This window comes from Rhizobium sp. P43 (assembly GCF_056730705.1).
In genome coordinates, this window is record NZ_CM161539.1 from 1269098 (window position 1) to 1294126 (window position 25029).

A 25029-nucleotide genomic window follows, 5' to 3' on the forward strand; every position below is an offset into this window, starting at 1 on the left:
CAATGGTTCTAAAGACGAGTGGCGAAGGCGGCGTGGTGCCGCCTTCGGTCAGGGTTTCCAGAGGGTGTGCGCGGCGTTGCTCACTGCGGGCTGATCATCAGCTCCGGGCGAACATACTGGTCGAATTCCTCGTTGGTGAGATAGCCGCCGCCCACGGCTTCTTCGCGTAAGGTGGTGCCGTTCTTGTGAGCCGTCTTGGCGATCTTGGCGCAGAGGTCGTAGCCCAGCTTGCCGTTGAGCGCCGTCACCAGCATCAGCGAGTTTTCGACGCCCTTGCGAATGTTGTCCTCGCGCGCTTCGATGCCGGTGACGCAATTGTCGGTGAAGGAGACGGCGGCATCGCCCAGAAGCTGGACCGACTGCAGGAAGTTGTAGGCCATCATCGGATTGTAGACGTTGAGTTCGAAATGCCCCTGGCTGCCGGCGAAGGTGATGGCCGCCTGATTGCCGAAGATATGGGCGCAGACCTGGGTGAGGGCCTCCGACTGGGTCGGGTTGACCTTGCCCGGCATGATCGATGAGCCCGGCTCGTTCTCCGGCAGGGCCAGTTCGCCCAGACCGGCGCGCGGGCCAGACCCCAGGAAGCGGATGTCGTTGGCGATCTTGAAGAGCGCCGCCGCCGCCGCATTGATCGCGCCATGGGCAAAGACCATGGCGTCATGGGCGGCCAGCGCCTCGAACTTGTTGGGTGCCGTAACAAAGGGCAGGCCGGTGATCTCTGCGATTTCTTCGGCGACCTTTTCAGCGAACCCGATCGGTGCATTGAGGCCCGTGCCGACGGCCGTGCCGCCCTGGGCGAAGCTCGTAGAGGCCGGGCAGAGTGAGTTCGATCCGCTTGATCGAGGACGCGACCTGGGCGGCATAGCCCGAGAATTCCTGACCGAGCGTCAGGGGAGTGGCATCCTGCGTATGGGTTCGGCCAATCTTGATGATATGCGCAAAGGCCTTGGCCTTGGCGTCGAGTGCCGCATGAAGATGCCTGAGCGCCGGCAGCAGGTGGTGGACCACATGTTCTGCGGCCGCGATATGCATGGCCGTGGGATAGGTGTCGTTGGACGACTGGCTCATGTTGACGTGGTCATTGGGATGGACCGGCTTCTTCGAACCCATCTCGCCGCCCAGCATCTCGATGGCACGGTTCGAGATCACCTCATTGGCATTCATGTTCGACTGCGTGCCCGAACCCGTCTGCCAGACGACCAGTGGAAAATGGTCATTGAGCTTGCCGTCGATGACTTCCTGGGCGGCGATGACGATCGCATCGCCGAGCTTGGCGTCGAGTTTGCCCAAGGCCATATTGGCGCGGGCGGCGGCCTGTTTTACGATTCCGAGCGCACGCACCACCGGCAGGGGCTGCTTTTCCCAGCCGATCTTGAAATTGCCGAGTGACCGTTCGGCCTGCGCGCCCCAATAGCGATCCGAAGCGACGTCAATGGGGCCGAAAGTATCGGTTTCAGTGCGATAGGTCATGAAAAGTCCTGCCTTTTGCGACGCCGAGGCTCAGGTTGAAAGCTCACCTTAGATTTAGGGAGGGGTGGGCCCGATACAAGCGAATGAGCATAAGATGATTTCTATAGTCAAGTATTTATGTTGGCTTGATGCGGTGGGCTCCTGTGTCCTTTGCGGCACGTCTCACGACTATTTGTGTGCGGGCTAATCGGTAACTCGGCCCTCGCTCTTCCATCATCTGTTAACGTCAATCAAAATTTAACGAATGTTTCCATTTAGTTTGCGCTGTGCTGGTTTGCCGGTCTGCTGCCGGGTCACGCAAAGGTGACGGTATCTGGCGGACGCGCCGAACATTGGCCAACTTTTCAATGAAATGCCGATCCGCTAGTGATCCGCAAAAGACAAAACGCACTGCGAGTCCCCGTCGGGCTCGATGCAGGGAAATGGAACCGAGAATGACGAGAAACAAGAATTTTGTAGTCGCTGCCTTGCTGGCTGCGACTGCGGCTGCGGGAACCCTGCCGGGCGAGGCTGCCGCGACCACGCTTCTCGATCTTCTCCGGGGCGGCCCGGCGCGGCAGGTGAAGGAGCAGGGGGCGTCGGCTTCCATTGAAAGCCAGGCACAGGGTGGCCTTGAAATAGGCGATCCCGAGCCGCTGCCCAAAATTACCGGACCGCGCTACTACACCTACAAGCCCGAAGCGCAGCGCGCCATCAAGATCAAATTGCCGGTCTCCGAACCGGTTGCCGGTTCTGCAGAGGTGCAGGCGGCGCCCGAAGTTCTCGGTCATCGCCGCTTCCTTTTTGAGGTCAGCGTTCGCGCGACGGACGAGGTCGCAAAGACCGTCGAGGCTTACTACGGCAATCCGAACAAGCCGATGCTCTGGACCGATGAGCAAGGTATTTCTGACCGCGCTCGGGCGATGATCGCGGCTCTCTCCGGCGCTGACGCTGTTGGTCTTACGCCGGACGACTACCTCGTTCCGATGCCGTCCGAGACGGCGGATGCTGCAGATCCGGAACAGCGCCAACGCGATCTCGCGGGCTTCGAAGTCGCCCTTTCGGCCAAGGTTCTGACCTATGTGCAGGACACGGTTCGCGGTCGTATCGATCCGAACAAGATCTCGGGCTATTACGATTTCAAGCGCAAATCCGTGAACATTGCTCCGGTGCTCGACATGCTGCGTTTGAGCCCCGATGTTGCCGCCTATCTGCGCAACCGGGACCCGAAGAGCCCGCAATTTGTGGCTCTCAGGGACGAGCTCACGCGGCTCAAGGCCGAAGATGCGGCTGCAACGGCTGAGGTGATTACGATTGCTCCCGGCACGCTTCTGAAGCCCGGGCAAAGCAAGCCGGAAACGGTTCAGGTGATCGGTGCGTTGAAGCAGGTGGCCTCGGAGACGGTGCTGAAGGATCATGCCGTCGCGCTGACCGCCTACGCCGGCACACCGGAATACACCCCGGAATTGGTTGCCGCTGTCGAGGCTTTCCAGAAGGAAAAGGGCTTGAAGCCGGACGGTGTCGTCGGCCCAGCAACGATCCGGGCAATGACCGGCCACAGCAATGCCGAGAAGATTGCCAAACTGCAGGTGGCCATGGAGGCGATCCGCTGGCTGCCGGCTGACCTTGGCGCCCGTCACGTCTTCATCAATGCGCCTGCCTTCAAAGCAACCTATGTCAATGACGGCAAGGAACAGCTGTCGATGCGAGTGGTCGTGGGGTCGAAGGCCAACCAGACCTATTTCTTCCAGGACCAGATCGAGACGGTTGAATTCAACCCCTATTGGGGCGTGCCGAAGTCGATCATCGTCAACGAGATGCTGCCAAAACTGCGCGCGGATCCGTCCTATCTCGACCGCCTCGGCTACGAGGTCTCTTATGGCGGGCGCAAGGTGGCCTCAAGCCAGGTCGATTGGAACGTGACCCATGCCGTTGATGTTCGCCAGCCGCCGGGCGGCGACAATGCACTCGGCGAATTGAAAATCATGTTCCCGAACGAACATGCAATCTACATGCATGATACGCCGTCCAAGAGCTATTTCAGCCGCGACATGCGCGCATTGAGCCATGGCTGTGTGCGTCTTGCCGAACCCCGTGTGATGGCCGCTGCCGTGATGGGGACGACGGTCGAAGAGATCGGCAAGCAGATCGCATCGGGCCAAAATCGCGCGGTCCAGGTTCCGCAAAAAATCCCGGTCTACGTGTCCTATTTCACTGCCTGGCCAAACAAGGATGGCGTGGTCGAATATTTCGACGATGTCTATGGCCGCGACGACCACACGGCCAAGGCTTTCAAGGCGACGACGGATGCCCGCACGCCGGGCGCCTGAGAGGACCTAGAGAAACTCAGATATGGAATGGCGGGCCCTCAGGTCCGCCATTTTTCATGGCGTCATCCACGAAGCAGTCGTTGCACGAGTTCGACGGACAGTTCGTCGAAATGGCGGATGATGTGCGAAGCCCCGAGTTCTTCCACTGCGACGTCTGAGTAGCCGAAAGGCACGGCGATCGAGGGAATGCCGCCATTTCTGGCGGCAAGGATGTCGTTGATGCTGTCGCCGATCATCAGCACCTTGTTCGATGTGCCACCGGCACGCTCGACGGTGGCGAGGATATGGGCGGGATCCGGCTTGCGGAAGGCGAAGGTGTCACCGCCAGCGATGGCGGCGAAATAGTCCGTCAACGCGAGACGATTGAGGAGCGGGACTGCCAGCCGCTCCATCTTGTTGGTGCAGACGGCCAGGATATATCCGGCGGCCTTGAGGCGGTTGAGGGCATCGAGAAGCCCCGGATAGAGGCGGCTCTTGCCGGGCATGCCGGCTTCATAATGATCGATGAAGCGATCAAGGAGGGCAGGGATCTCGTATTCATTCAGAGGAGCGCCGCGCAGGGCAAAGGCCCGCTGGATCATAACCCGTGCGCCCTGACCGACCAGGTGGGTCAGGTCCTCGTAGCTGACGGGTTCAAGGTCGCGTGCCGCGATCGTGTGGTTGAGGCTCTCGACGAGATCAGGTGCTGTATCGATCAGCGTTCCGTCGAGATCAAAAACGATTGTCGTGGCGGTCAAGACCATACTCCCCTGCAGCATCCTGTGTGATGCCGGGGGTAGGGGAAATCCTTTGAAAAGGCAATCTTGGGCGGCTGCGCAGGGCTTTCACTCCGCCGAGTAGGCGTGTAAACAGCTTCCGACGAAACAGATGGGAGCTTTCGGCGCATGGACGCCCGCGAAATGAAGATCAAGGCTGCAGCCGCGGCGCTGGAGCATGTTGAAGACGGCATGCGCCTTGGCATCGGTACTGGTTCGACGGCGGAAGAATTTGTCCGTCTGCTGGCAGAAAAAGTGGCTGGCGGACTGAAGGTTCAGGGCGTGCCGACATCGGAACGGACAGCGCGCTTGTGTCTCGAACTCGGTGTCGCCCTGAAGTCGCTCGATGAACTGCCCGAACTAGACCTGACGATTGATGGTGCTGATGAGATCGATCCGCAGTTCCGTCTGATCAAGGGCGGCGGCGGTGCTCTGCTGCGCGAAAAGATCGTCGCTGCAGCTTCGAACCGCATGATCGTGATTGCAGACGAGACCAAGCTGGTCGAGACCCTTGGGGCCTTTCCGCTGCCAATCGAGATCAACCCGTTCGGTCAGGCATCGACGCGCATCGCCATCGAGCGGCTGGCGTCCGAACTGGGTCTCACCGGTGCCATGAAGCTCAGGACCTATTCCGACGAGAGCCCCTATACGACGGATGGCGGACATCTGATCCTCGACGCATCTTTTGGCCGCATTCCTGATGCAGACGCACTGGCAAGCCGGCTGAACGAAATCCCCGGCGTGGTGGAACACGGCCTTTTCATAAACTTGGCATCGCTCGCGATCATCGCCGGACCGGCTGGTGCTCGGGTGATGGAGCCGAAGAACTAACAGGAGCTTAGAATTTCATGATCAGCTTTACGGGTATGGGCCGCTTCGCCTCGATCGCCGTCATCGCCGGTAGCGTCATGCTGGGTGCTGTCTCTGCCAAGGCGCAGGATGTACCGGCAGAGCATCTGCAGGCGGCACGCGAGGCCATCACCGCCCTTGGTGTAACCGATCGCTTCGATGCCATCTTGCCGAACATCATGGACCGGCTGACTGTCCAGCTGATCCAAGCCTATCCCAACCTTCAGGACGCTATTTCCGCCCGGGTCGAAGAAGAAGCCCTGAAGCTGGCCGCCCGCCGCGCCGATCTCGAGCGTGAGGCCGCCGTCGTCTATGCGAAGGCATTCACCGCCGAAGAATTGCAGCAGATCACCGCATTCTACACCAGCGAAACCGGCAAGAAGTTGCTGAAGGACGGTCCGATTGCCACCCGCGAATTGCTGAAGGCTGCCGACATCTGGACTGCCGGCATTGCGCGCGATCTGGAAAAGCAGGCCAATGACGCCCTGCTCGCCGAGGTGCAGCCGGTTGCTCCGGCCGAAGCGCCGAAGCCGTAAGTCGATCCGTTTTGGATTGTTGAGCCCGGTCATCGTACCGGGCTTTTCTTTTGGTCCTTGCGCCACCTATATCAGGCGCAGTTTCAGCGAGAGCCCAACCGCGCAGGAGTTTGCCATGAGCCAGTTCGATTATGACCTCTTTGTCATCGGTGGCGGGTCCGGTGGGGTCCGCAGCGCGCGCGTCGCGGCATCCCTCGGCAAGAAGGTGGCGATCGCCGAGGAGTATCGTTTCGGCGGGACCTGCGTCATCCGCGGTTGCGTGCCGAAGAAGCTGTTTGTCTACGCTTCTCAGTTTCATGAGCATTTCGAGGACGCTGCCGGCTATGGCTGGACTGTCGGCGAAAGCCGGTTCGACTGGGCGTCGCTGATCGCGGCCAAGGACAAGGAAATCGCGCGGCTTGAGGGGCTCTATCGCAAGGGGCTGGAAAACGCCGGCGCCGAGATCTTGGAAACACGGGCCGTCCTGACCGGGCCGAACAGTGTGCGCCTTGTCGCCAGCGGCAAGGAAGTGACTGCGGAGCGGATCGTGGTGGCCGTCGGTGGCGCAGCCAATCCGCACGCCGCCCTGCCGGGCCACGAGTTCTGCATCTCCTCAAACGAAGCCTTCCATCTGGAAAGCCTTCCCAGCTCGATCCTGATCGCCGGCGGTGGCTATATCGCGGTGGAATTCGCCAATATCTTCCACGGGTTGGGTGTCCAGACAACGCTGATCTATCGCGGGGCGGAAATCCTCAGCCGCTTCGATCAGGATATGCGCCGGGGCCTGCATGAGGCGATGGAAGCCAAGGGCATCCGTATTCTCTGCCATGACCATATCCAGAAGGTCACCAAGTCGGCGGCGGGCAATCTGGAGGTCGAGACCATGAACAATGGCCGCCTTGTCGTCGAGCAGGTGATGCTGGCACTCGGGCGTGACCCGAACACCACCGGGCTCGGGCTGGAGGCCGCCGGTGTTCAAACCAATGAGCGGGGCGCCATTATCGTCGATAAATTCTCTCGCACCAATGTGCCGAGTATCTTCGCTCTCGGTGATGTGACCGACCGCGTGCAGCTGACACCGGTCGCGATCCATGAGGCGATGTGCTTCATCGAGACGGAGTACAAGAACAACCCGACCGCTCCGGATCACGACCTGATCGCCACCGCCGTTTTCTCGCAGCCGGAAATCGGCACTGTCGGTCTCTCGGAAGAGGCGGCGGCCAAGAAGTTCGAGGAGATCGAGGTCTACCGCGCGCAGTTCCGCCCGATGAAGGCGACGCTGTCTGGCCGTCAGGAGAAGATGATCATGAAGTTGATCGTCAATGCCGCAGACCGAAAGGTGGTCGGCGCGCATATTCTCGGTCACGATGCGGGGGAAATGGCGCAGCTGCTCGGCATCACCCTGAAAGCTGGCTGCACCAAGGACGATTTTGACCGGACCATGGCCGTTCATCCGACGGCGGCGGAGGAACTGGTCACCATGTACAATCCGACCTACCGGATCCGCAACGGTGAGCGCGTCTGATAGGCCGCGCCGCCCGTCGCCATCAGCATGAGCGGTTGAAGAAATCCAAGGATCTCGGTCGGGCTGCACCGACCGTGACCACGGTCGCACTCAGAATTTTGATATCAGGTCAAATCCCAGGACTGGCGCGGAAAGCGCAGCAAGGGTCAGGAGAGAGAGAAGGGCAAGTCGAACCCGACGGGTTCTGCGGGTTTGTACTCCGGTCCAATCATACGCCATCACACGATCCTCATGATCAAGGTGGGAAGTCAAAACTTCCCAAACTCCACGCTACGCCCCCGGCTGTCGGGTAGAGGCTGAGGCTTGCTCGAAGCTTGCGGCCATCCGGAAGATGCACGCCTTGAGGATCCCATGCTGGCACTAAGCTTTTTCTTTGCAAGCGGTTGCTTATGAACTCTTGGTCCCGCCGCTGTGAATCCTGTGGGTAATCCTGATGCGCTGCAGCAAGTCAGTCCTGCTGCAGCCAGTCGATCGCGGGTTTCCACAAGCTATCCCTGAAGGCGGACCGGAAGAAGCCAAGGTGGCCGACGGGTGCGCCTGCCTGATCGGGCGAAATCCAGCGGATCTCGGTCGGGGCGCGGTGGTAGTATTTCAGGAGTGCATTCTGCGCCTTGGGCGTTCCCCAGGGGTCATCGGTCAAGCCGATGGCAAGGATCGGTGTTTCAACTTCCGCAAAGCGGCGCGCGGCATCCATGGTCGGGTCTGCGAAGAAGTATTCCGGGTGTCGTCCCCAGCGTGCCCATTCGCGGAATACGCTACCGGGTAAGGTCTGCCCGAGGCCAATCTGTCCCGGTACCTTGCCCAGCAGGATCGCGAGCGGTACGCCGACCAGGTTCATCTGACTGAACACCCGCATGCGGGTCCGCGTGTTTCCCCAGTATCCCGTCATCGTGGCCACCATCAGGTAGCGGCTGAAGCGCTCGGAGCGTCCACCCAGTGCCAGGACCTGTCCGCCAAAGGATTGGCCGACTCCAACGATCGGGTGGTCAGGAGCTTCCTGCTCCAGTCTATGCAAGGCCGCCGGCATGTCGAAATGTGCCCAGTCCCGCATCAGCAAGGGACGCCTCCAGCTTCTCGGGGCCTGCGAGGCGGCCACACCGCGATAGTCATAGGTCAATGCCGCGCGGAACCCATGATGCGTGACGAGATGCTCGGCAAAGCGTCCGTAGAAGCCGCGTGGCACGGCGGCGGCGGACGAGATGAGTGCCATGGGGCCAAGACCGCTGCCGCGTATCAGAGTGCCGTGCAGGGGGAACTGATCCGTCGTATCGAATTGGATCTCGGTTTTCTCAAACTCATGCGGTGCCACGCCGAACCTCCCGTTCCGGATGTCGGGATGGAGTTTACGTTTACGTTCATGTCATATCAAGTTCGAAACCGATTTCAGGGCGATGAACGGAACGCAACGGGCTGCCCGATCGGCTGAATGTATGCGTTGGTTCCCCTTCGAAAGTCCCTAAACTACGGCTTTCCAAGCCGTGATTAACCGTTTATAAGCCCCCATCCGATGCGGCCGGGAGGTTGCCGCAAGTAGTGTAAAACAGGTGACGACCATGGCGCAGAATTGGACCCCGAGCAGCTGGAGACAGAAGCCGATCAAGCAGGTTCCGGCCTATCCGGACCTCGACGCATTGAAGGCTGCCGAGCAGCAGCTTTCGACCTATCCGCCGCTGGTCTTTGCCGGTGAAGCGCGTCGCCTGAAGAAGTCGCTGGCCCAGGTCGCAGAAGGCGAAGCCTTCCTGCTGCAGGGTGGCGATTGCGCCGAGAGCTTTGCTGAGCATGGCGCCGACAATATCCGCGACTTCTTCCGTGCCTTCCTGCAGATGGCCGTTGTGCTGACGTTCGGTGCGCAGCTGCCGGTGGTCAAGGTCGGTCGTATCGCCGGCCAATTCGCCAAGCCGCGTTCTTCCGACATCGAGAAGATCGGTGATGTCGAGCTGCCGAGCTACCGTGGCGATATCATCAATGGCATCGAGTTCACCGAGGAAGCTCGTATTCCGAGCCCTGAACGTCAGCTGATGGCCTATCGCCAGTCGGCTGCGACGCTTAACCTGCTGCGCGCCTTCGCTATGGGTGGCTATGCCAACCTCGAAAACGTGCATCAGTGGATGCTGGGCTTCGTCAAGGACAGCCCGCAGGCCGAGCGCTACCGCAAGCTGGCCGACCGCATTTCAGAAACCATGGACTTCATGAAGGCCGTTGGTATCACTGCGGAAAACAATCCGAGCCTGCGCGAGACCGATTTCTTCACCAGCCATGAAGCCCTGCTTCTCGGCTATGAAGAGGCGCTGACGCGCGTCGATTCCACCTCGGGTGATTGGTATGCCACGTCCGGCCACATGATCTGGATCGGTGACCGCACCCGCCAGGCCGACCATGCGCATCTCGAATACTGCCGTGGCATCAAGAACCCGATCGGCCTGAAGTGCGGCCCGTCGCTGCAGGCAGACGATCTGTTGAACCTGATCGACATCCTGAACCCGCAGAACGAGGCCGGTCGCCTGACGCTGATCTGCCGCTTCGGCCACGACAAGGTTGCCGAGCACCTGCCACGTCTCGTGCGCGCTGTGGAGCGGGAAGGCCGCAAGGTCGTGTGGTCCTGCGATCCGATGCATGGCAACACGATCACGCTCAACAACTACAAGACCCGTCCCTTCGAGCGGATCCTGTCGGAAGTCGAAAGCTTCTTCCAGATCCATCGTGCGGAAGGCTCGCACCCGGGCGGCATCCATATCGAGATGACCGGCAAGGACGTCACCGAATGCACCGGTGGTGCGCGTGCGGTGACCGGCAACGATCTGGCCGACCGTTACCACACCCATTGCGACCCGCGTCTCAATGCCGACCAGGCGCTGGAACTTGCCTTCCTGCTCGCCGAGCGGATGAAGAGCGGTCGCGACGAGAAGCGAATGCTTGTTGCAAACGGCTGAAGCTTAAGTTCAGCATTCCGAGTTTGACGACCGGGCGGGCCTCTGTGAGGCTCGCCCGGTTTTCGTTTGGGAGGATGACGCATGGAAGAAAAGACCGGGCACTGCCTATGCGCTGCGGTGCGGTTCAGGACGCGCGGGCCTTTGCGTGAGGTGATCGCGTGCCATTGTTCCCAATGCCGGCGGCAGACCGGGCTCTATTATGCTGCCACGAATGTCTCACTTGACCGCCTGGACGTGGATGGCATGGACCATGTCACATGGTACCGCGCCAGCGACAGCGCACGACGCGGCTTTTGTCGCGTCTGCGGTTCGGCGCTTTTCTGGCAGGCCGATGGCACCGACTATATGTCGGTCATGGCCGGCGCCTTCGATCAGCCGAGCGGACTGTCGATGGGTTACCACATCTTCTGCGCCGATAAAGGCGACTTCTACGAGATTGATGATGGACTGACCCAGTATGCCGCCGGCAGCAGTTAAATTCGCTCACGCCGCCTCGGCCCCCGTCGGCAGGATGCCCAGCTGGGCAAGCGCTTTGTGGTAGCATAGGTCGATGGCCGCGAATTTCGCGGATTGCCATGTGAAGTAGTCTTCGACGAACTGGCTTGTCAGCAGCAAACTGCCTCGGCGGCGCGCGTGTTCCCAACGCAGGAGGCCGTCCGTCTCGGCTTTCTTGAACATGCGTTTCAGGTTCGTTGTGGATGCCTGGTAGGTCTCGCTCAAGTCGGCCAAGGTAACAGGCCCACACGCATGCATGGGGGCTGAACGATCCACGCTGTCGAGACGCGCGATCAAATCGTGGAGGATGATGCCCCCTAGGTCGGACCATAGAAAATGTCCGATGGAATCCGGCGGCTCGCGCCAGATCGGGTCAGCAATCATGATGTCGGCGCCCATTGGCTGAGCAAGCAGGAAAATTCGCTCATCTGCGAGCGACGTTGCTTCCCGGGTGCCGCCGTCGAGCCGGTCGAGACAGGCAAGGTGACCGTTGAACCAGCTTCGCAAGCCATTGAGGCTGAGTTCCGTAGGCTCCAGAACGCGGACACGTTTGTCAGGCACATCTGGAACATCCTTCAGGAACTTGTACGCGACCAGTTCTGCGAGGTAAGCAGTTGCGGTGTTTCGGCTTGACGCGCCCAGTCGCATGACTGTCTCAACGAACCGTGTCGCTGTCAGCCCGGAGAGCGGATCGTCGGGGCTGCGTCTGAGCGCCAGCGCAAAGAGAGACTGGGTCATCAACCATTTGCGGTGCGACGCCTTGAGACGAGACATCCGTGGCGTGCGCAGATGCATGCCGATGAGATGCTGGGCAATCTGCTTTTCGATGTCAGGAAACAGGGTATGGCTAAAAATTTCACTGCGCGTCATAAGCGGCATGGCAATGGCTCGCCTCACACTAAATTTTTACCGGAGCGGCCCACCACATGGGATGGGCGGAGCAGAGCGACAGAAATGCTGTCAAGCACTCCATTTCCTCGAACAAAAAAAGTCTATGGCGGAAATGCTGAAGCACTGCAATAGCATCTGAGCCCGAACCGGTAATTCCGAAGAAATGTGATCGAGCAAAGGCCCGTTCAACTGCTCGGCTGAAGTCGATCAGCCTGTTCAGGGAAGAAGCGTTCGAGGCCATAACCTTCGCCGAACATCACATCATGCTGCAACAGTCGATAGTCCCGGATGAGGGGGTCGATGCGACCGGACAGGGCCCAGTCGGCCTGTGACTTGTTGTTGCGGCCAATCAACAGATGACGGTCGATGACTGCGTAGCGCTCTGATACGCGGCCCAGCATGCCCGTATAGTATGGGTGACGATAGCCCGCCATGCGAACGATGTAATGGGGAAGCTGCGAGGGGCTGACCGAACCGATGTCCTTCTGGACGCCACGCTTCGATGACCAGACGACCAGCGGTGTCTCGTGTTCGCGCTTCATCGTTTCGACCGAAGCCTTGCGGGTGGCCACCACATTCGCCATGTAGCCGCTCTCGGTATAGACCTCGTTCAGCGGCGGCAGGTGGTCCCCGAAGAGGACGATGATCGTTTCGCGGCGACGCTTCTTGGCCCAGTCCATCAACGCCTTCAGGCTCTGGTCGGCTTCCTTCACGCCCTGTGTGTATGTGGCAAGCGCACTTTCGCTGGCGGCCGACAGGGTTGGTGCGTCGATCTCGATGGTGTTCTTCGCATAGCGGTTTCGCTCATAGGGACCGTGGCCCTGAAGCGTAACGGCGAAGAAGAAGAATGGTTTCTCGGTGTCTTCCGCTTGCTGGATGATGTAGCGCGTCAGGGATTCGTCGGAGGCGAAGATGCCGCGCTTGTCCATTGCCGGCATGTTTTCTTCCGAGTGGAATTCCTGGAAGCCGAGCGATTGATAGACGTTGTTGCGGTTCCAGAACCAACCCTGGAACGGGTGGAATGCCTTGGTCACATAACCCTTCGATTCGAAAAAGGTGGCAAGCGACGGGACCGGACGACGGATATACTGCTGATAGGGGATGCTGCCATAGGGCAGGAAGGCGTTGGAGAAGCCGGTCAAGGCTTCGAATTCGACATTGGCGGTCATGCCACCAAACTCCGGTGAAAAGACCTGCCCGGATTGGCTCGCACGAATGGTCGGCATGGGATCTGCGGAGAAGCCTACGCTGTTCATGCGGGTGGGATCCCACAGGGATTCACTCATCACGACAATGACGTCGGCCTGACGGCCGGAGAAGAAGGACGCGGGGAGCCTGTCCGTCTGAATGTCTGTGATAGCGACATTGCTGTAGCCGGCCGGGGCCGCGACATTGGCCATCGGCACGTTGAAGGCGAAGGCGAGCAGGAAGCCGTTGTGCCGGTAGTTTTCTTTCTGGTCCCACATCATGGGCACGATGTTGAGGCGATCGCGGAACGCGGAAAACGCCATCGGATCCATCAGAGAGACGAAGCCGGCGAGAAGCGGAAATGCGACGGCCAGACGAATACCGCGGGCAGGCAGGTTCAGGCGCGGGAATACCTTGCGGCTTTTCCAGATCAGGGCGACAAACGCTACCACAAAGACAAGGCTGCCGACGGCAAGCCCGATTGCCTTGAAGGGCTCGGCCGCAACCATGGCCGGCATGAGCTGCATGATCTGACGACCGAAGAGCAGGTCGCTCGGGAAAAGCGGATCCGACAGGAAGAGTTGCTTCTGCCCCGAGAAGAATGCCGGCAGCAGCAACAGGGGGCCGACAAGCAGTGTCGACTGATAGGATTTGCCGATGATCGCATCGGCAAAGGCCAGAATGAGAAAGACGATACCGACGGCCACAGGGCCGGGACGGCTCGTCGAGGTCATGTATTCCACGACATCGATCATGCTGCCACGCGCCAGGACCTCGCTCAGCAGAACGATCGCCGCAGCAATCAGCGCCGTGTTGATAGACTGGACAACGAGCTGGACGATCCAGGACCCGCCGAGCTCACGCTCACGCACCGCACCGAAGGCGGTAAAGATGTTCGCGACTCGCGTTTTCGGGCTGGTCTGGACCACGTCGAACTCCAGGTCATGGGAGGGTGTCATGAAAGGTTCGCATAGGTGTCACATAAGTGTCATGAATGCTACATGAACCGAAAGCGAAGAACCTTTGTTCCCAGAAATTCCGGTGGTTTGGTTAGCGCCGGAGCACCATATAAAGGGGGCGCCCGCGAAGCGACGTTGCGATAGGGCGGGCGAGCGGCTAAATCGGTGTCATGAGCGAAGCAAAGAAGATCTCCGACGTCCTGCGCATAGCGGTGGCACAGTTCAATCCGACGGTGGGTGACGTCACCGGCAATCTCGCCAAGGCGCGTGCTGCGCGTGCCGAGGCTGCCGGGCAGGGGGCCGATCTCCTGCTCCTGACGGAGCTCTTCATTTCCGGCTATCCGCCGGAAGATCTGGTGCTGAAGCCCGCCTTCCTCAAAGCCTGTCTGCAGGCTGTCGAGGCGCTTGCCGCCGATACTGCCGATGGCGGTCCGGGGGTGATCGTCGGCTTTCCGCGGCAGGGCGAGAAGGGCCGGCACAATTCCGTTGCGATCCTCGACGGCGGCAAGATCCTTGCCTTCCGCGACAAGATCGATCTGCCGAATTACGGCGAGTTCGATGAGAAGCGCGTCTTCGTCGAGGGCGAGATGCCGGGACCGGTGAACTTTCGGGGTGTTCGCATCGGCGTGCCGATCTGCGAGGAAATCTGGAACGATCTCGGCGTTTGCGAGACGCTGGCCGAGACGGGGGCCGAGATCCTGCTCGTGCCGAATGGCTCGCCCTATTATCGCGGTAAGGTGGATGTCCGCCATCAGGTGGCGCTGCGCCAGGTGATCGAAACCGGACTGCCGCTGGTCTTCGCCAATCAGCTCGGCGGTCAGGACGAACTGGTCTTCGACGGCGCGAGCTTCGCCTTCAATGGTGACAAGTCGCTGGCCTTCCAGATGAGCCAGTTCGAGGAGACGCTGTCGGTCACGACCTGGCGACGCGCGGCCGATGGCTGGCGCTGTGACGAAGGGCCGATGTCGCGCATCCCGGAAAAGGAAGAGGCCGATTACCGCGCCTGCGTGCTCGGTTTCCGCGATTACGTCAACAAGAACGGTTTCAAGAGCGTCGTGCTCGGTCTCTCGGGCGGTATCGATTCGGCTATCTGTGCGGCGATCGCGGTGGATGCGCTGGGCGAGGAGCGCGTTCGCACGATCATGCTGCCCTACCGCTACACCTCGCAGGAAAGCTTTGCCGATGCCGAGGCCTGCGCCAAGGCGCTCGGCTGCCACTACGACATCGTGCCGATCCAGGAACCGGTCGAGGGCTTCCTCTCGTCGCTGTCGGACATGTTCGAGGGCACCGAGAGCGGCATCACCGAGGAGAACCTGCAGAGCCGTACGCGCGGCACGATCCTGATGGCGATCTCCAACAAGTTCGGCTCGATGGTGGTGACCACCGGCAACAAGTCGGAGATGTCGGTCGGCTACGCGACGCTCTATGGTGACATGAACGGTGGCTTCAATCCGATCAAGGACCTCTACAAGATGCAGGTCTATGCGCTGTCGGCCTGGCGCAACGCCAATGTTCCGCCGGGTGCGCTTGGCCCCTCGGGCGAGGTGATCCCGGCCAACATCCTGTCGAAGGCCCCCTCTGCGGAGCTTCGACCGAACCAGACCGACCAGGATTCGCTGCCGGCCTATCCGGTTCTCGACGACATTCTTGAATGCCTGGTCGAGAAGGAAATGGGTGTCGACGAGATCGTCGCTCGGGGCCATGACATTGCGACCGTACACCGGGTCGAGCACCTGCTTTATCTCGCCGAATACAAGCGCCGCCAGTCGGCACCGGGCGTGAAGATCACCAAGAAGAATTTCGGACGCGATCGTCGCTATCCGATCACGAACCGGTTCCGCGATCGCTGAGCGATCCGGGACGGCCGAGAGGAAGCATCATGCGCAGTTCCGTCGAAATCTTTGACATCAACACCCGCGAATGCGAGGTCGTCTGGCAGACGGAAGATCTCGTCGAGGCGCCGAACTGGTCGCGGGACGGCGAGTTTCTGATCATCAACGGCGATGGGCTTCTCTATGCCCTGCCGCTCGATGAGGAGGACCCAGAGCCGGAACTGATCGACACCGGTTTTGCCGTTAGACTGAACAACGACCATGGCATTTCGCCTGACGGTGCCTCGATCGCCTTTTCGGACCATACGCTCTACGGCAAATCCTGCATTTATCTGCTGGGCGATGGTGACGACGAGCCGCGCCAGGTGACCGACAATATGCCGTCCTATTGGCATGGCTGGTCGCCGGACGGAAAGGAACTTGCCTATTGTGGTGATCGCGGCGGTGTCTTCGACATTTACACGATCTCCACGAAAGGCGGGTCCGAGCGACGTCTGACGCATGGCGAAGGTCACAATGACGGTCCCGATTACTCGCCTGACGGTCAGTGGATCTATTTCAACTCAAGCCGCAGCGGCACCATGCAGATCTGGCGGATGCGCACGGATGGGAGCGACCCGCAGCAGCTGACTTCGGACGGCTACGGCGACTGGTTCCCGCACCCGTCGCCGGATGGGAAGAAGGTGCTGTTCCTCTCCTACGACGCTGACGTGACAGGCCATCCGCGTGACAAGCAGGTCAGGCTTCGGCTGATGGATGCCGATGGCGGCAATGTCGAGACGCTTCTCGAGTTCTTCGGCGGGCAGGGCTCGATCAACGTGCCGAACTGGGCGCCGGACGGAACGGCCTTCGCCTTCGTGCGCTATTTCCCACGGCCTGAGTGACGCTGTCGCTTTTGGTCTGTCCTCCGCAACCTCCGTCAAGTAGAACACCTGTGTCAGGTGCCTGCCGGAAGGCGGGAGAATCGGGAAGCCGGTGAAAATCCGGCACGTGCCCAACGCTGTGAGGCGGACGTGACGTGTGAGGGGAAACCCAGCCACTGGAGCAATCCGGGAAGGTGCGCGTCGCGGATGAAGCCCAGTCAGAAGACCGGCCTGGCGAGATAGACCGAACCCGCGTGGACGGCGGGCGGTTGCGCATTGTGGGGATTACGATGCACGACAGACCGAACGAGTTTCTCGTCCGGACAGCGCCCTTTGCCGAGCCTGACAGGGACGCCGTCTACCGGGCCATCCATACGCGCCGTGACGTGCGCGACCAGTTCCTTCCCGATCCACTGCCGGACGATCTCGTGCGCCGGCTGCTGCAAGCCGCCCATGCGGCGCCATCCGTCGGCTTCATGCAGCCCTGGAGTTTCCTGCTGATCCGCAATTCCGAGACCCGCGAGGCGGTCTGGCAGGCGTTCAGCCGGGCGAATGAGGAGGCTGAGGCGATGTTTCCTGAGGAGCGTCGCAGCGCCTATCGCGCGCTGAAACTGGAAGGCATCCGCAAGGCGCCGCTCAATATCTGCGTCACCTGCGATCCGGATCGTGCGGGGCCGGTCGTGCTCGGGCGGACCCATGATATGCGAATGGATGCTTTCTCAACCGTTTGTGCGATCCAGAACCTCTGGCTGGCCGCCCGGGCCGAAGGGGTGGGCCTCGGCTGGGTCAGCATATTCCACGAGGCGGAGGTGAGGGCGATCCTCGGAATACCGGATCGGGTGCAGATCATCGGCTATCTCTGCCTCGGCTATGTGGATGAACTCTATGCCGTGCCGGAACTTGCGTTGAAGGGCTGGCGCCAGCGCCTGTCGCTCGACGATCTCGTCTTCGAAGACCGCTGGGGCGAAAAGCCGGAGGAGCCCGTCACTCCTGCAGCGGCTGGGGTCCCGGGGCTGCGGGGTTCCTGAGGTCGATCGTCCCCTTGTCCGACGGCAGGAAGGCGGGCCCCACCTGCCTAACATTCAGGTTTGCCTCGTCGAGCTCGCGCTCGATCACCGGCTGGGTGGTCGGCTCTGTCGGTTTTGTCTTGGGGGAGACTTCCATGATCGAGGATTGGTACTCAGGAACGGCAGATCTCGGCGTCATGCGCTGATAGTATTGCTGCAGGTTGCAGCCACAGGAGGGTTCTGCATCGCTGCGACGGTTGCGATAGAGAAAGGCGTTGGGCAGATCGCGATAGGGGCGGCCGGTGACCGCCGAAACCATATCCACTGTCTCGCTCAGTTCCGGAGCATGGAAGAAGAGCTCGGTCTGCGTCCCTGGACACATCTGCTGGCATTGCGCCGCGTCGCGGGCAAAGTTCATCGCCGAGGTCTGAGACGAGATCGGGAAGAAACCGCCGTCGCAGGTGCGCACACAAAGCGTGCGCACATTGCCGCTTGGCAGCATTCCGATGGACGGCGGTGTGGCTGAATAGGCGGCTTCCGCTGCCCTGTCCGGACGGTAGGGTTCTGCCACGCTGTCGAGATAGGGGATGCGCTCTGCCTCTTCTGGATAGGCGGCCTGATCCGGGCCGCAGCCATTTTCCTCAAGCGCCGTGACCAGGGCCGCACGGGTGTCGGCAACCCGGCTCGCGCGCAGATCCGCGAGCCTTGCGGTCAGGATGTCGCGATTGGCCTCCATGCGGGAGATCGCGGTTGCAAGATCGCTGCAGTCGTTGCCGCCATCCGGACGTATCTGGACAATCGACGAAGTCAGGCAGCGGAGCCGACGCTGGTCCTGGCGTGCCTTGCGCAGTTCAAGGTTCTGCTGGGCAATCGCGCTGGCATAACTGTTGATCTCGGGCGATGGCGAGCCCTGTTCGACCAGCACAAGCCGATCCCGCAGCCGTTCGCAGAGCGCCGAGGCTTCCGCCCCGCCCGGGATGACGCTAGCGAGCGTGAGCAATACAGCGATCGAAATTGTTATTCTGCTCGGCACATCCGGATCCCAGTGGTCGCTTGCAAGGCAGAATAAAGCCCTTGTAAACCCAGGATAGCCGAGTGCCGGTGAAATGAAAATGACGGATGACATGGCGGATGCATGCGCTGTCATCCGCCATGCGATGTGGATTACGCGGCCTGCGCTGCCATCAGCGTCATCGGCTCTTCCAAGACGCTGCCGTCGATCGCCGCAATCGCCTTCATCCTATCGAGCAGGTCTTCGGAGACCTCCCAGGATACCGCGACCGCCTGGACAACGCCGATGCGGCGAGGTTCTCCGATCCGGATCCCTGGGCAGCCCATGCGCTTGAACATGCGTTCCAGGAAGACATCCGTGACGGTGACGATATGGCTGAGGTCCGAGGCGAGCCCGAGTTCGCCGACACCGCACATCAGTTCTGCTGCGGCAATTGTGACCTGGTTGCTGGCGCGGTCCTGCGAAATCTCGGGGTCGATGCAGAAGCGGCTGGATTCCCACACGGCTGCACTACGAATTTGCGGCCCATTGCCTAGAAGGATCGGGAATGTATCGTCGAGCATATTCGGCCCGAGGGTTGGCAGCAGACGCAAAGACCCCCGCAACTTTCCTTCCTCACTATAGGAGAGAACATAGAGCGGATTGGCCCGATCATAGTCGTCGATTTCCCAGGCGTCGCGGACTTGCACCTCCCAGCCGAGGAGGTCATGGAAGACCCGCTTTCTCAGCCTGTGCATCGCGTCGATATCGGCTGGAAACTGGCTTCTGCGGCTACCGTTGATGATCCTGATCATGCTTTGCTCCTTCTTGCAGAACGGAACAGGCAAAATGCAGTTCAATGGTCGTTTATGAAACTGACGGTGGCGACAGCTTCAGCGCTTGCAATCTGTGATACGATCAAGGGATTTGCAAAGCGGGCTCGGCCAACCTGGGGATCAGGCCGCGCCATACCGCTTCCGCCACAGCCTGGGCATTGTTGACGACATCGAGTTTTTGACGCGCATTCGCCATGAAATGACGGATGGTGCGTTCAGAAATGCCCAGGATGACGGCGGTTTCCCAGTAGCTTTTGCCGGCTGCAATCCATGCCAGTGTCTCCCTCTCACGACGTGTCAAAGGGCGAGCCCGGGCTTTTTCCTGATGGTCACTGGTTGATGTTTTGATAAAACGTGCATTCAGAAGGGTCGCGAGGCTCAGGATGTCGCGGTCGTTCTGACGGCGCCAAGCCGCCAGTTCATCGAACCTGGAGGGAAACTCGACGAGCAGGCAGCTCTGTCTGCCGGCCAGGGGATAACCGACAACCCTGTGATGGTGATGGGCGGTCCGGTGCCAGGACATGAACTCGATCGGCTCAAGAGCAGAGAGCACGCCGGAAATTTGCTCGAGGATCGGCTTTCGGTTCAATGTCCGCGCCAATTGCTGGGCATTGCGTTTCTGGCTGTAGAACATGTTTTGAACGCGTACGCGCCCGCCGGGGATCACGCCGCTCAAATAGATGATCGGGCCGGTCCCATAGGATGCCTGAAGCCTTGAGAGAGTGGACGCTGGATCAGGCTTCTCCTGTCGGTCCAGCCAATCCAACAGATCAAAATAGACTTCAGACGCGCCCATCAACTATGCCCTAGATTTCCAGGGGAGCAGTGTCGGGGCTAGCACTTTGGCTTGTCTAGATGGCAGATTTCGCGAAGCGAGCGGCGAGGCAAGGCGCCGCTCGCTTTTTTCGATCTTCAGCCTGTCGGCTGGGAGGCTTCGACCACGGCGAGCGCTGCCATGTTGACGACGCCGCGCGATGTAACCGATGTCGAGAGCACATGCGCGGGCAGGGCCGCGCCCAGAAGGATCGGGCCGACATGCAAGGCATCCATCATGGTGCGGACAATACCGAGCGAGATGTTGGCGGCATCAAGGTTCGGGAAGACCAGCAGGTTTGCCTCGCCGGTCAGGGTGCTGTCCGGCATGGCGCGCTTGCGCAGCACTTCCGACAGGGCCGAGCCGCCCTGCATTTCGCCATCGACCTCCAGTTCCGGTGCCTTGTCACGCAGGATCTGAAGGGCCTGACGCATCTTGGACGCGCTGGCAGATGGCCGCGATCCGAAGTTGGAATGGGATAACAGGGCAGCCTTTGGCGTTATGCCGAATCGGCGGATTTCCTGCGCCGCGAGCATTGTCATTTCGGCGATTTCCTCGGCGCAGGGCTCGTCCGTCACGAAGGTGTCGGTGAAGAAGATCGCGCCGCGCTGGGAGATCAGAAGGCTCAAGCCCGAATAGTCACGCACGCCCGGACGCTTGCCGATAATCTGGCGCACATCACGGACATGACGGTCGAAGCGCCCTTCGACGCCGCAGATCAACGCATCGGCTTCGCCACGCTTGACGGCGAGCGCACCGATGACCGTTGTATTGGTACGGACGATCGTCTTGGCGGCTTCGGGGTTGATGCCGGCACGCCCGACCAGCGAGAAATAGTCGTCGACATATTCGCGATAACGCGGATCGTCTTCCGGGTTCACCAGCTCGAAATCCGTGCCGGGGCGAATACGCAGGCCATAGCGCTTGAGACGCGTCTCGATGATCTGCGGACGGCCGATCAGGATTGGTTCGCCGATGCCATCCTCCAGCAGGACCTGGGCGGCGCGCAGCACGCGCTCGTCTTCGCCTTCGGAGAAGATCACACGCTTCTTCGCGGCGGTCTTCGCTGCTGCAAAGATCGGCTTCATAACGAAGCCGGAGCGGAAGACGAAACGGTTCAGTTGGTCGAGATAGGTATCGAAGTCTGTGATCGGTCGACGCGCCACGCCGCTATCGGCTGCGGCCTTGGCGACCGCCGGAGCGATGCGCAGGATGAGGCGCGGATCAAAGGGTGAAGGAATGAGGTAGTCCGGTCCAAAGGTCGGCGTTTCGCCGGTATAGGCTTTCGCAGCGACTTCCGAGACTTCCTCGCGGGCCAGCGCTGCAATCGCGCGCACGGCCGCCATCTTCATCTCTTCGTTGATCGTCGTTGCGCCGCAGTCCAGCGCGCCGCGGAAGATGTACGGGAAGCAGAGAACGTTGTTGACCTGGTTCGGGAAGTCCGATCTTCCGGTGCAGATCATGGCGTCCGGACGGGCGGCGCGTGCCTCTTCCGGCATGATTTCCGGCTTCGGATTGGCGAGCGCCATGATCAACGGCTTCGGTGCCATGCGGGCCAGCAGTTCTGGCTTGAGGACGCCGGCGGCCGACAGACCGAGGAAGACGTCTGCATCGTCGATGGTTTCAGACAACGACCGCTTGTCGGTCTCCTGGGAGTAGATTTCCTTCCAGGGGTCCATAAGCTCGTTGCGGCCCTTGTAGACGAGCCCTTCGATGTCGTGGACCCAGATGTTCTCGCGCTTTGCACCCAGGATCACGAGCAGGTTGAGGCAGGCCAGCGCTGCAGCACCGGCGCCTGAGGCGACGATCTTGACGTTTTCTATGGCCTTTCCGGCCAGTTCCAGACCGTTGAGGATTGCGGCTGCCACAATGATCGCGGTGCCGTGCTGGTCGTCATGAAAGACCGGAATGTTCATCTTGGCGCGCAGCTGGTCTTCCACCTGGAAGCATTCGGGCGCCTTGATGTCTTCGAGATTGATGCCGCCGAATGTGGGTTCCAGCGCCGAAATGGTCGAGACCATCTGATCGACAGTTGGGGCCTCGATTTCAATGTCGAACACATCGATGCCCGCAAACTTCTTGAACAGAACGGCCTTGCCTTCCATGACGGGCTTGGAGGCGAGCGGTCCGATATTGCCGAGCCCGAGAACGGCCGTCCCGTTGGAGATGACGGCGACCAGGTTGGAGCGCGCCGTATAGTCGTCGGCGGCAGCCGGATCGTCCTTGATGGCGAGACAGGGGGCGGCGACGCCCGGGGAATAGGCGAGTGCCAGATCGCGCTGGTTGCCAAGCGGTTTGGTGGCCTGGATTTCCAGTTTCCCGGGACGAGGATAGCGGTGATAGAAAAGCGCCTGTTCGTCGAGATCGGCAGTCGGGTTGGCTACTTGCGGCTTGTTCTTGTCCTGAGAAGTCATTGGTTCACCGGCAATTCCTGTCTTCACACACTCCTTCACGTCATACACGAATTGGCTGCAAGTGGTAGACTTTAGTTCCGTGATCCCCGGTCTGCGCGGAATGCGTGCTGGAATGGGTCAATCGCCGCAAATCTTCCAATGTCATCTTCCTGAAACACGAGTCTGGTTTAGCGCTTGGCAGACAGCGAAAAGGATCGTGCCGTGGAAGACGCCAGCGAAACACGTCATTTCAGGACCCTGTTCATCTCGGACGTCCACCTCGGATCGAAGGCCGCCAAGACGGACTTCCTTCTCGATTTTTTGCGGACCCATGAAGCCGATACCATCATCCTGGTGGGCGACATCGTCGATGGCTGGCGTCTGAAGCGCAGCTGGTATTGGCCGCAGGCATGCAATGACGTGGTGCAGAAACTGCTGCGCAAAGCGCGCAAGGGGACCAGGATCATCTACATCCCCGGCAATCACGATGAATTCATGCGCGACTTCCCGGGCATCCATTTCGGTGGCATCGAGGTGGAGCCGCGCATCGTTCATGAGATGGCGGACGGCAAGAAGTATCTCGTGCTGCATGGCGACGAATTCGATGTCGTGGTCCGCAATGCCCGCTTGCTGGCCTATCTCGGCGACTGGGCCTATGACACGGCCATCGTCATCAATGTGATGCTTGCGGCCATCCGCCGTCGTCTCGGCATGCCCTATTGGTCCTTCTCCGCCTGGGCCAAGCTGCAGGTCAAGCATGCGGTCAATTTCATCGGCGAGTTTCAGCGGGTTGTGGCCGACGAGGCCCGCCGTGCCGAGGTGGATGGTGTCATCTGCGGGCATATCCACCATGCCGTGATGCAGGACATCGACGGGATCCATTACGTCAACACGGGCGACTGGGTGGAAAGCTGCACGGCCATCGCCGAACACCCGGATGGCCGGCTTGAGCTGATTTCCTGGGGGCACAAGGTCAGCGAAGCCCCGGCCGGCAAGCGGGCAGGCAAGCTGGTACCTATCCTTTTGCCGAAGCCGCTCGCGGAGCCGTCGCAGGACGATGGGATCCGCGCTGCCTGAACTCACGGTTTGTTGCAAAGCGGTCATGGCGCACGCCATTCGAGCAGGAAAACCCAATTTAGACTTTGCAAAGGATTTGTTCCCGGGCTCTGATGGTTATAGTGTGAAGCCATATGTCATGTGATTTGCGGATCCGGATCGTCCCGGCGCGCATATGGAAGTTGTCGCCACCTTGAGTCCGGTTGAGCCCGAAAACGCCCGTATCGAAATCGAGGATCAGCCGGACGGCAACGGTCGGCTGATCCGGCTTTCTGGCCGATGGAAAAACAATAGTCTCAGCGGAATGATCAAGTCTGCCGGCCCTTTGATCGAGGCCAGGGCCGTGGGCCATGAGCGCATCGATCTCGAAGGCGTTTCGGGAATGGACACCGCCGGAGCCTGGTTGATTCGTCGCTTCGTCACGGAACGTCGCGCAGGCGGTGGTACCGTTGAGATTGTCGGTGGAACCCCCGGTATGCGGGAGCTGATCGAGGCTCTGCCGGAACGCGTGACACCGCCCGAACAGCCGGTCGACCATCGCACTCTGTTCGAACGAATCTTCGAACCTGTCGGCCGTGTTACCGTCAATCTCTGGGCCGATATCGTCGCGATGATGTTCGTGCTCGGCTCTGCCGTCCGGGGAGCCCAGACGAAGCTCGGACGGGGTTCCGGCGTTTCGCCGGCTTCGGTCGTCAATCAGCTGGACCACATGGGCGTGCGCGCGGTGCCGATCATCGTGCTGATGTCCTTCCTCATCGGCGCGATCATTGCCCAGCAGGGGGCGTTTCAGCTGCGCTATTTCGGCGCTGAAGTTTTCGTCGTGGATCTCGTCGGCATCCTGCAGCTGCGCGAAATCGGCGTGCTGTTGACGGCGATCATGATCGCCGGTCGCTCGGGTAGTGCCATTACCGCAGAGATTGGCTCGATGAAGATGCGCGAGGAGATCGACGCGCTAAAGGTCATCGGCCTCAATCCGATCGGTGTGCTCGTCTTCCCGCGACTCGTGGCTTTGACCATCGCTCTGCCGTTGCTCACCATCGTTGCGAACTTCTCGGCGCTTTATGGCGCCGCCGTGGTGGCCTGGGCCTATTCTGGGATTACCTTCGACGTCTTCATTACGCGCCTGCATGAAGCGGTTGATTATTCGACGCTGGCGACCGGCATGATCAAGGCGCCGTTCATGGCGTTGATCATCGGCATTATTGCTGCGGTCGAGGGCATGAAGGTCGGCGGCAGCGCCGAATCGCTCGGTCGCCATGTGACCGCCTCGGTGGTCAAATCCATCTTTGTCGTCATCCTCGTGGACGGGCTGTTTGCCATGTTCTACGCGGCCATCGATTTCTAAGGGGGG

Annotated in this window: 19 protein-coding genes, 1 pseudogene and 1 riboswitch; of the genes and pseudogenes, 11 read left to right on the plus strand and 9 right to left on the minus strand. The window is 60.4% G+C overall.

Annotation, left to right across the window (positions count from 1 at the left end):
* Positions 1 to 80: 80 nt before the first annotated feature.
* Positions 81 to 1470: pseudogene (fumC, locus tag AC1PUL_RS06300) on the minus strand (class II fumarate hydratase).
* Between the two features lie 434 nt (positions 1471 to 1904).
* Between fumC and AC1PUL_RS06305 the strand changes: the two are divergent.
* Complete coding sequence (locus AC1PUL_RS06305; protein ID WP_480467280.1) at positions 1905 to 3779, plus strand: L,D-transpeptidase family protein; 1875 nt, start codon at positions 1905 to 1907, stop codon at positions 3777 to 3779.
* 62 nt (positions 3780 to 3841) lie between these two features.
* Here the strand turns inward: AC1PUL_RS06305 and gph are convergent, their stop codons facing one another.
* Positions 3842 to 4522 (minus strand): phosphoglycolate phosphatase, encoded by a 681-nt coding sequence (gene gph / locus AC1PUL_RS06310; protein ID WP_480467281.1) that lies wholly within the window; start codon positions 4520 to 4522, stop codon positions 3842 to 3844.
* 141 nt (positions 4523 to 4663) lie between these two features.
* Here gph and rpiA point away from each other — a divergent pair, with 141 nt between their 5' ends.
* From rpiA to gor, 3 genes are all read left to right on the plus strand, one after another.
* Positions 4664 to 5365: a ribose-5-phosphate isomerase RpiA gene (rpiA, locus tag AC1PUL_RS06315; protein ID WP_480467282.1), complete on the plus strand. Its 702-nt coding sequence runs from the start codon at positions 4664 to 4666 to the stop codon at positions 5363 to 5365.
* Between the two features lie 17 nt (positions 5366 to 5382).
* Positions 5383 to 5919: a DUF2059 domain-containing protein gene (locus tag AC1PUL_RS06320; protein ID WP_480467283.1), complete on the plus strand. Its 537-nt coding sequence runs from the start codon at positions 5383 to 5385 to the stop codon at positions 5917 to 5919.
* Positions 5920 to 6034: 115 nt separating this feature from the next.
* A complete protein-coding gene (gene gor / locus AC1PUL_RS06325) occupies positions 6035 to 7423 on the plus strand; it encodes a glutathione-disulfide reductase (RefSeq protein WP_480467285.1) in 1389 nt (462 codons plus the stop codon).
* Positions 7424 to 7871: 448 nt separating this feature from the next.
* Here the strand turns inward: gor and AC1PUL_RS06330 are convergent, their stop codons facing one another.
* Positions 7872 to 8732, minus strand: coding sequence for an alpha/beta hydrolase family protein (locus tag AC1PUL_RS06330; protein ID WP_480467287.1), 861 nt, complete (start codon positions 8730 to 8732; stop codon positions 7872 to 7874).
* A 244-nt stretch (positions 8733 to 8976) separates the two neighbouring features.
* Here AC1PUL_RS06330 and AC1PUL_RS06335 point away from each other — a divergent pair, with 244 nt between their 5' ends.
* Together AC1PUL_RS06335 and AC1PUL_RS06340 are read left to right on the plus strand one after the other, a co-directional pair.
* A complete protein-coding gene (locus AC1PUL_RS06335; RefSeq protein ID WP_480467289.1) occupies positions 8977 to 10353 on the plus strand; it encodes a class II 3-deoxy-7-phosphoheptulonate synthase in 1377 nt (458 codons plus the stop codon).
* A gap of 81 nt (positions 10354 to 10434) precedes the next feature.
* Positions 10435 to 10830: a GFA family protein gene (locus AC1PUL_RS06340; RefSeq protein WP_480467290.1), complete on the plus strand. Its 396-nt coding sequence runs from the start codon at positions 10435 to 10437 to the stop codon at positions 10828 to 10830.
* Between the two features lie 6 nt (positions 10831 to 10836).
* Here the strand turns inward: AC1PUL_RS06340 and AC1PUL_RS06345 are convergent, their stop codons facing one another.
* Together AC1PUL_RS06345 and AC1PUL_RS06350 are read right to left on the minus strand one after the other, a co-directional pair.
* Positions 10837 to 11727 (minus strand): hypothetical protein, encoded by an 891-nt coding sequence (locus AC1PUL_RS06345; RefSeq protein WP_480467292.1) that lies wholly within the window; start codon positions 11725 to 11727, stop codon positions 10837 to 10839.
* Positions 11728 to 11924: 197 nt separating this feature from the next.
* Positions 11925 to 13886: an LTA synthase family protein gene (locus AC1PUL_RS06350; protein WP_480467294.1), complete on the minus strand. Its 1962-nt coding sequence runs from the start codon at positions 13884 to 13886 to the stop codon at positions 11925 to 11927.
* A 170-nt stretch (positions 13887 to 14056) separates the two neighbouring features.
* Here AC1PUL_RS06350 and AC1PUL_RS06355 point away from each other — a divergent pair, with 170 nt between their 5' ends.
* The 3 genes from AC1PUL_RS06355 to bluB all read left to right on the plus strand — a co-directional run bounded on the left by AC1PUL_RS06355 (position 14057) and on the right by bluB (position 17609).
* Positions 14057 to 15736 (plus strand): NAD+ synthase, encoded by a 1680-nt coding sequence (locus AC1PUL_RS06355; protein ID WP_480467295.1) that lies wholly within the window; start codon positions 14057 to 14059, stop codon positions 15734 to 15736.
* A gap of 29 nt (positions 15737 to 15765) precedes the next feature.
* Positions 15766 to 16602, plus strand: coding sequence for a TolB family protein (locus tag AC1PUL_RS06360; RefSeq protein WP_480467297.1), 837 nt, complete (start codon positions 15766 to 15768; stop codon positions 16600 to 16602).
* 38 nt (positions 16603 to 16640) lie between these two features.
* Positions 16641 to 16830: riboswitch (cobalamin riboswitch) on the plus strand.
* 41 nt (positions 16831 to 16871) lie between these two features.
* Positions 16872 to 17609 (plus strand): 5,6-dimethylbenzimidazole synthase, encoded by a 738-nt coding sequence (bluB, locus tag AC1PUL_RS06365; protein WP_480467298.1) that lies wholly within the window; start codon positions 16872 to 16874, stop codon positions 17607 to 17609.
* Here the strand turns inward: bluB and AC1PUL_RS06370 are convergent.
* The 4 genes from AC1PUL_RS06370 to AC1PUL_RS06385 form a co-directional block, all read right to left on the minus strand.
* The gene (locus AC1PUL_RS06370; RefSeq protein ID WP_480467299.1) at positions 17566 to 18621 is read right to left on the minus strand and encodes a DUF2865 domain-containing protein; all 1056 of its coding nucleotides are present in this window, start codon (positions 18619 to 18621) and stop codon (positions 17566 to 17568) included. The two genes, bluB and AC1PUL_RS06370, sit on opposite strands and share 44 nt — an antisense overlap.
* 131 nt (positions 18622 to 18752) lie before the next feature.
* Complete coding sequence (locus tag AC1PUL_RS06375; protein WP_480467300.1) at positions 18753 to 19394, minus strand: acyl-homoserine-lactone synthase; 642 nt, start codon at positions 19392 to 19394, stop codon at positions 18753 to 18755.
* Positions 19395 to 19497: 103 nt separating this feature from the next.
* Positions 19498 to 20211: a helix-turn-helix transcriptional regulator gene (locus AC1PUL_RS06380; RefSeq protein ID WP_480467302.1), complete on the minus strand. Its 714-nt coding sequence runs from the start codon at positions 20209 to 20211 to the stop codon at positions 19498 to 19500.
* Positions 20212 to 20327: 116 nt separating this feature from the next.
* Positions 20328 to 22643 (minus strand): NADP-dependent malic enzyme, encoded by a 2316-nt coding sequence (locus AC1PUL_RS06385; RefSeq protein WP_480467304.1) that lies wholly within the window; start codon positions 22641 to 22643, stop codon positions 20328 to 20330.
* Positions 22644 to 22844: 201 nt separating this feature from the next.
* Between AC1PUL_RS06385 and AC1PUL_RS06390 the strand changes: the two genes are divergently transcribed.
* Entirely contained in the window at positions 22845 to 23699 is an 855-nt protein-coding gene (locus AC1PUL_RS06390; RefSeq protein ID WP_480468516.1) for a UDP-2,3-diacylglucosamine diphosphatase, read from the plus strand.
* A gap of 154 nt (positions 23700 to 23853) precedes the next feature.
* Complete coding sequence (locus AC1PUL_RS06395; RefSeq protein WP_480467306.1) at positions 23854 to 25023, plus strand: ABC transporter permease; 1170 nt, start codon at positions 23854 to 23856, stop codon at positions 25021 to 25023.
* Positions 25024 to 25029 lie beyond the last annotated feature (6 nt).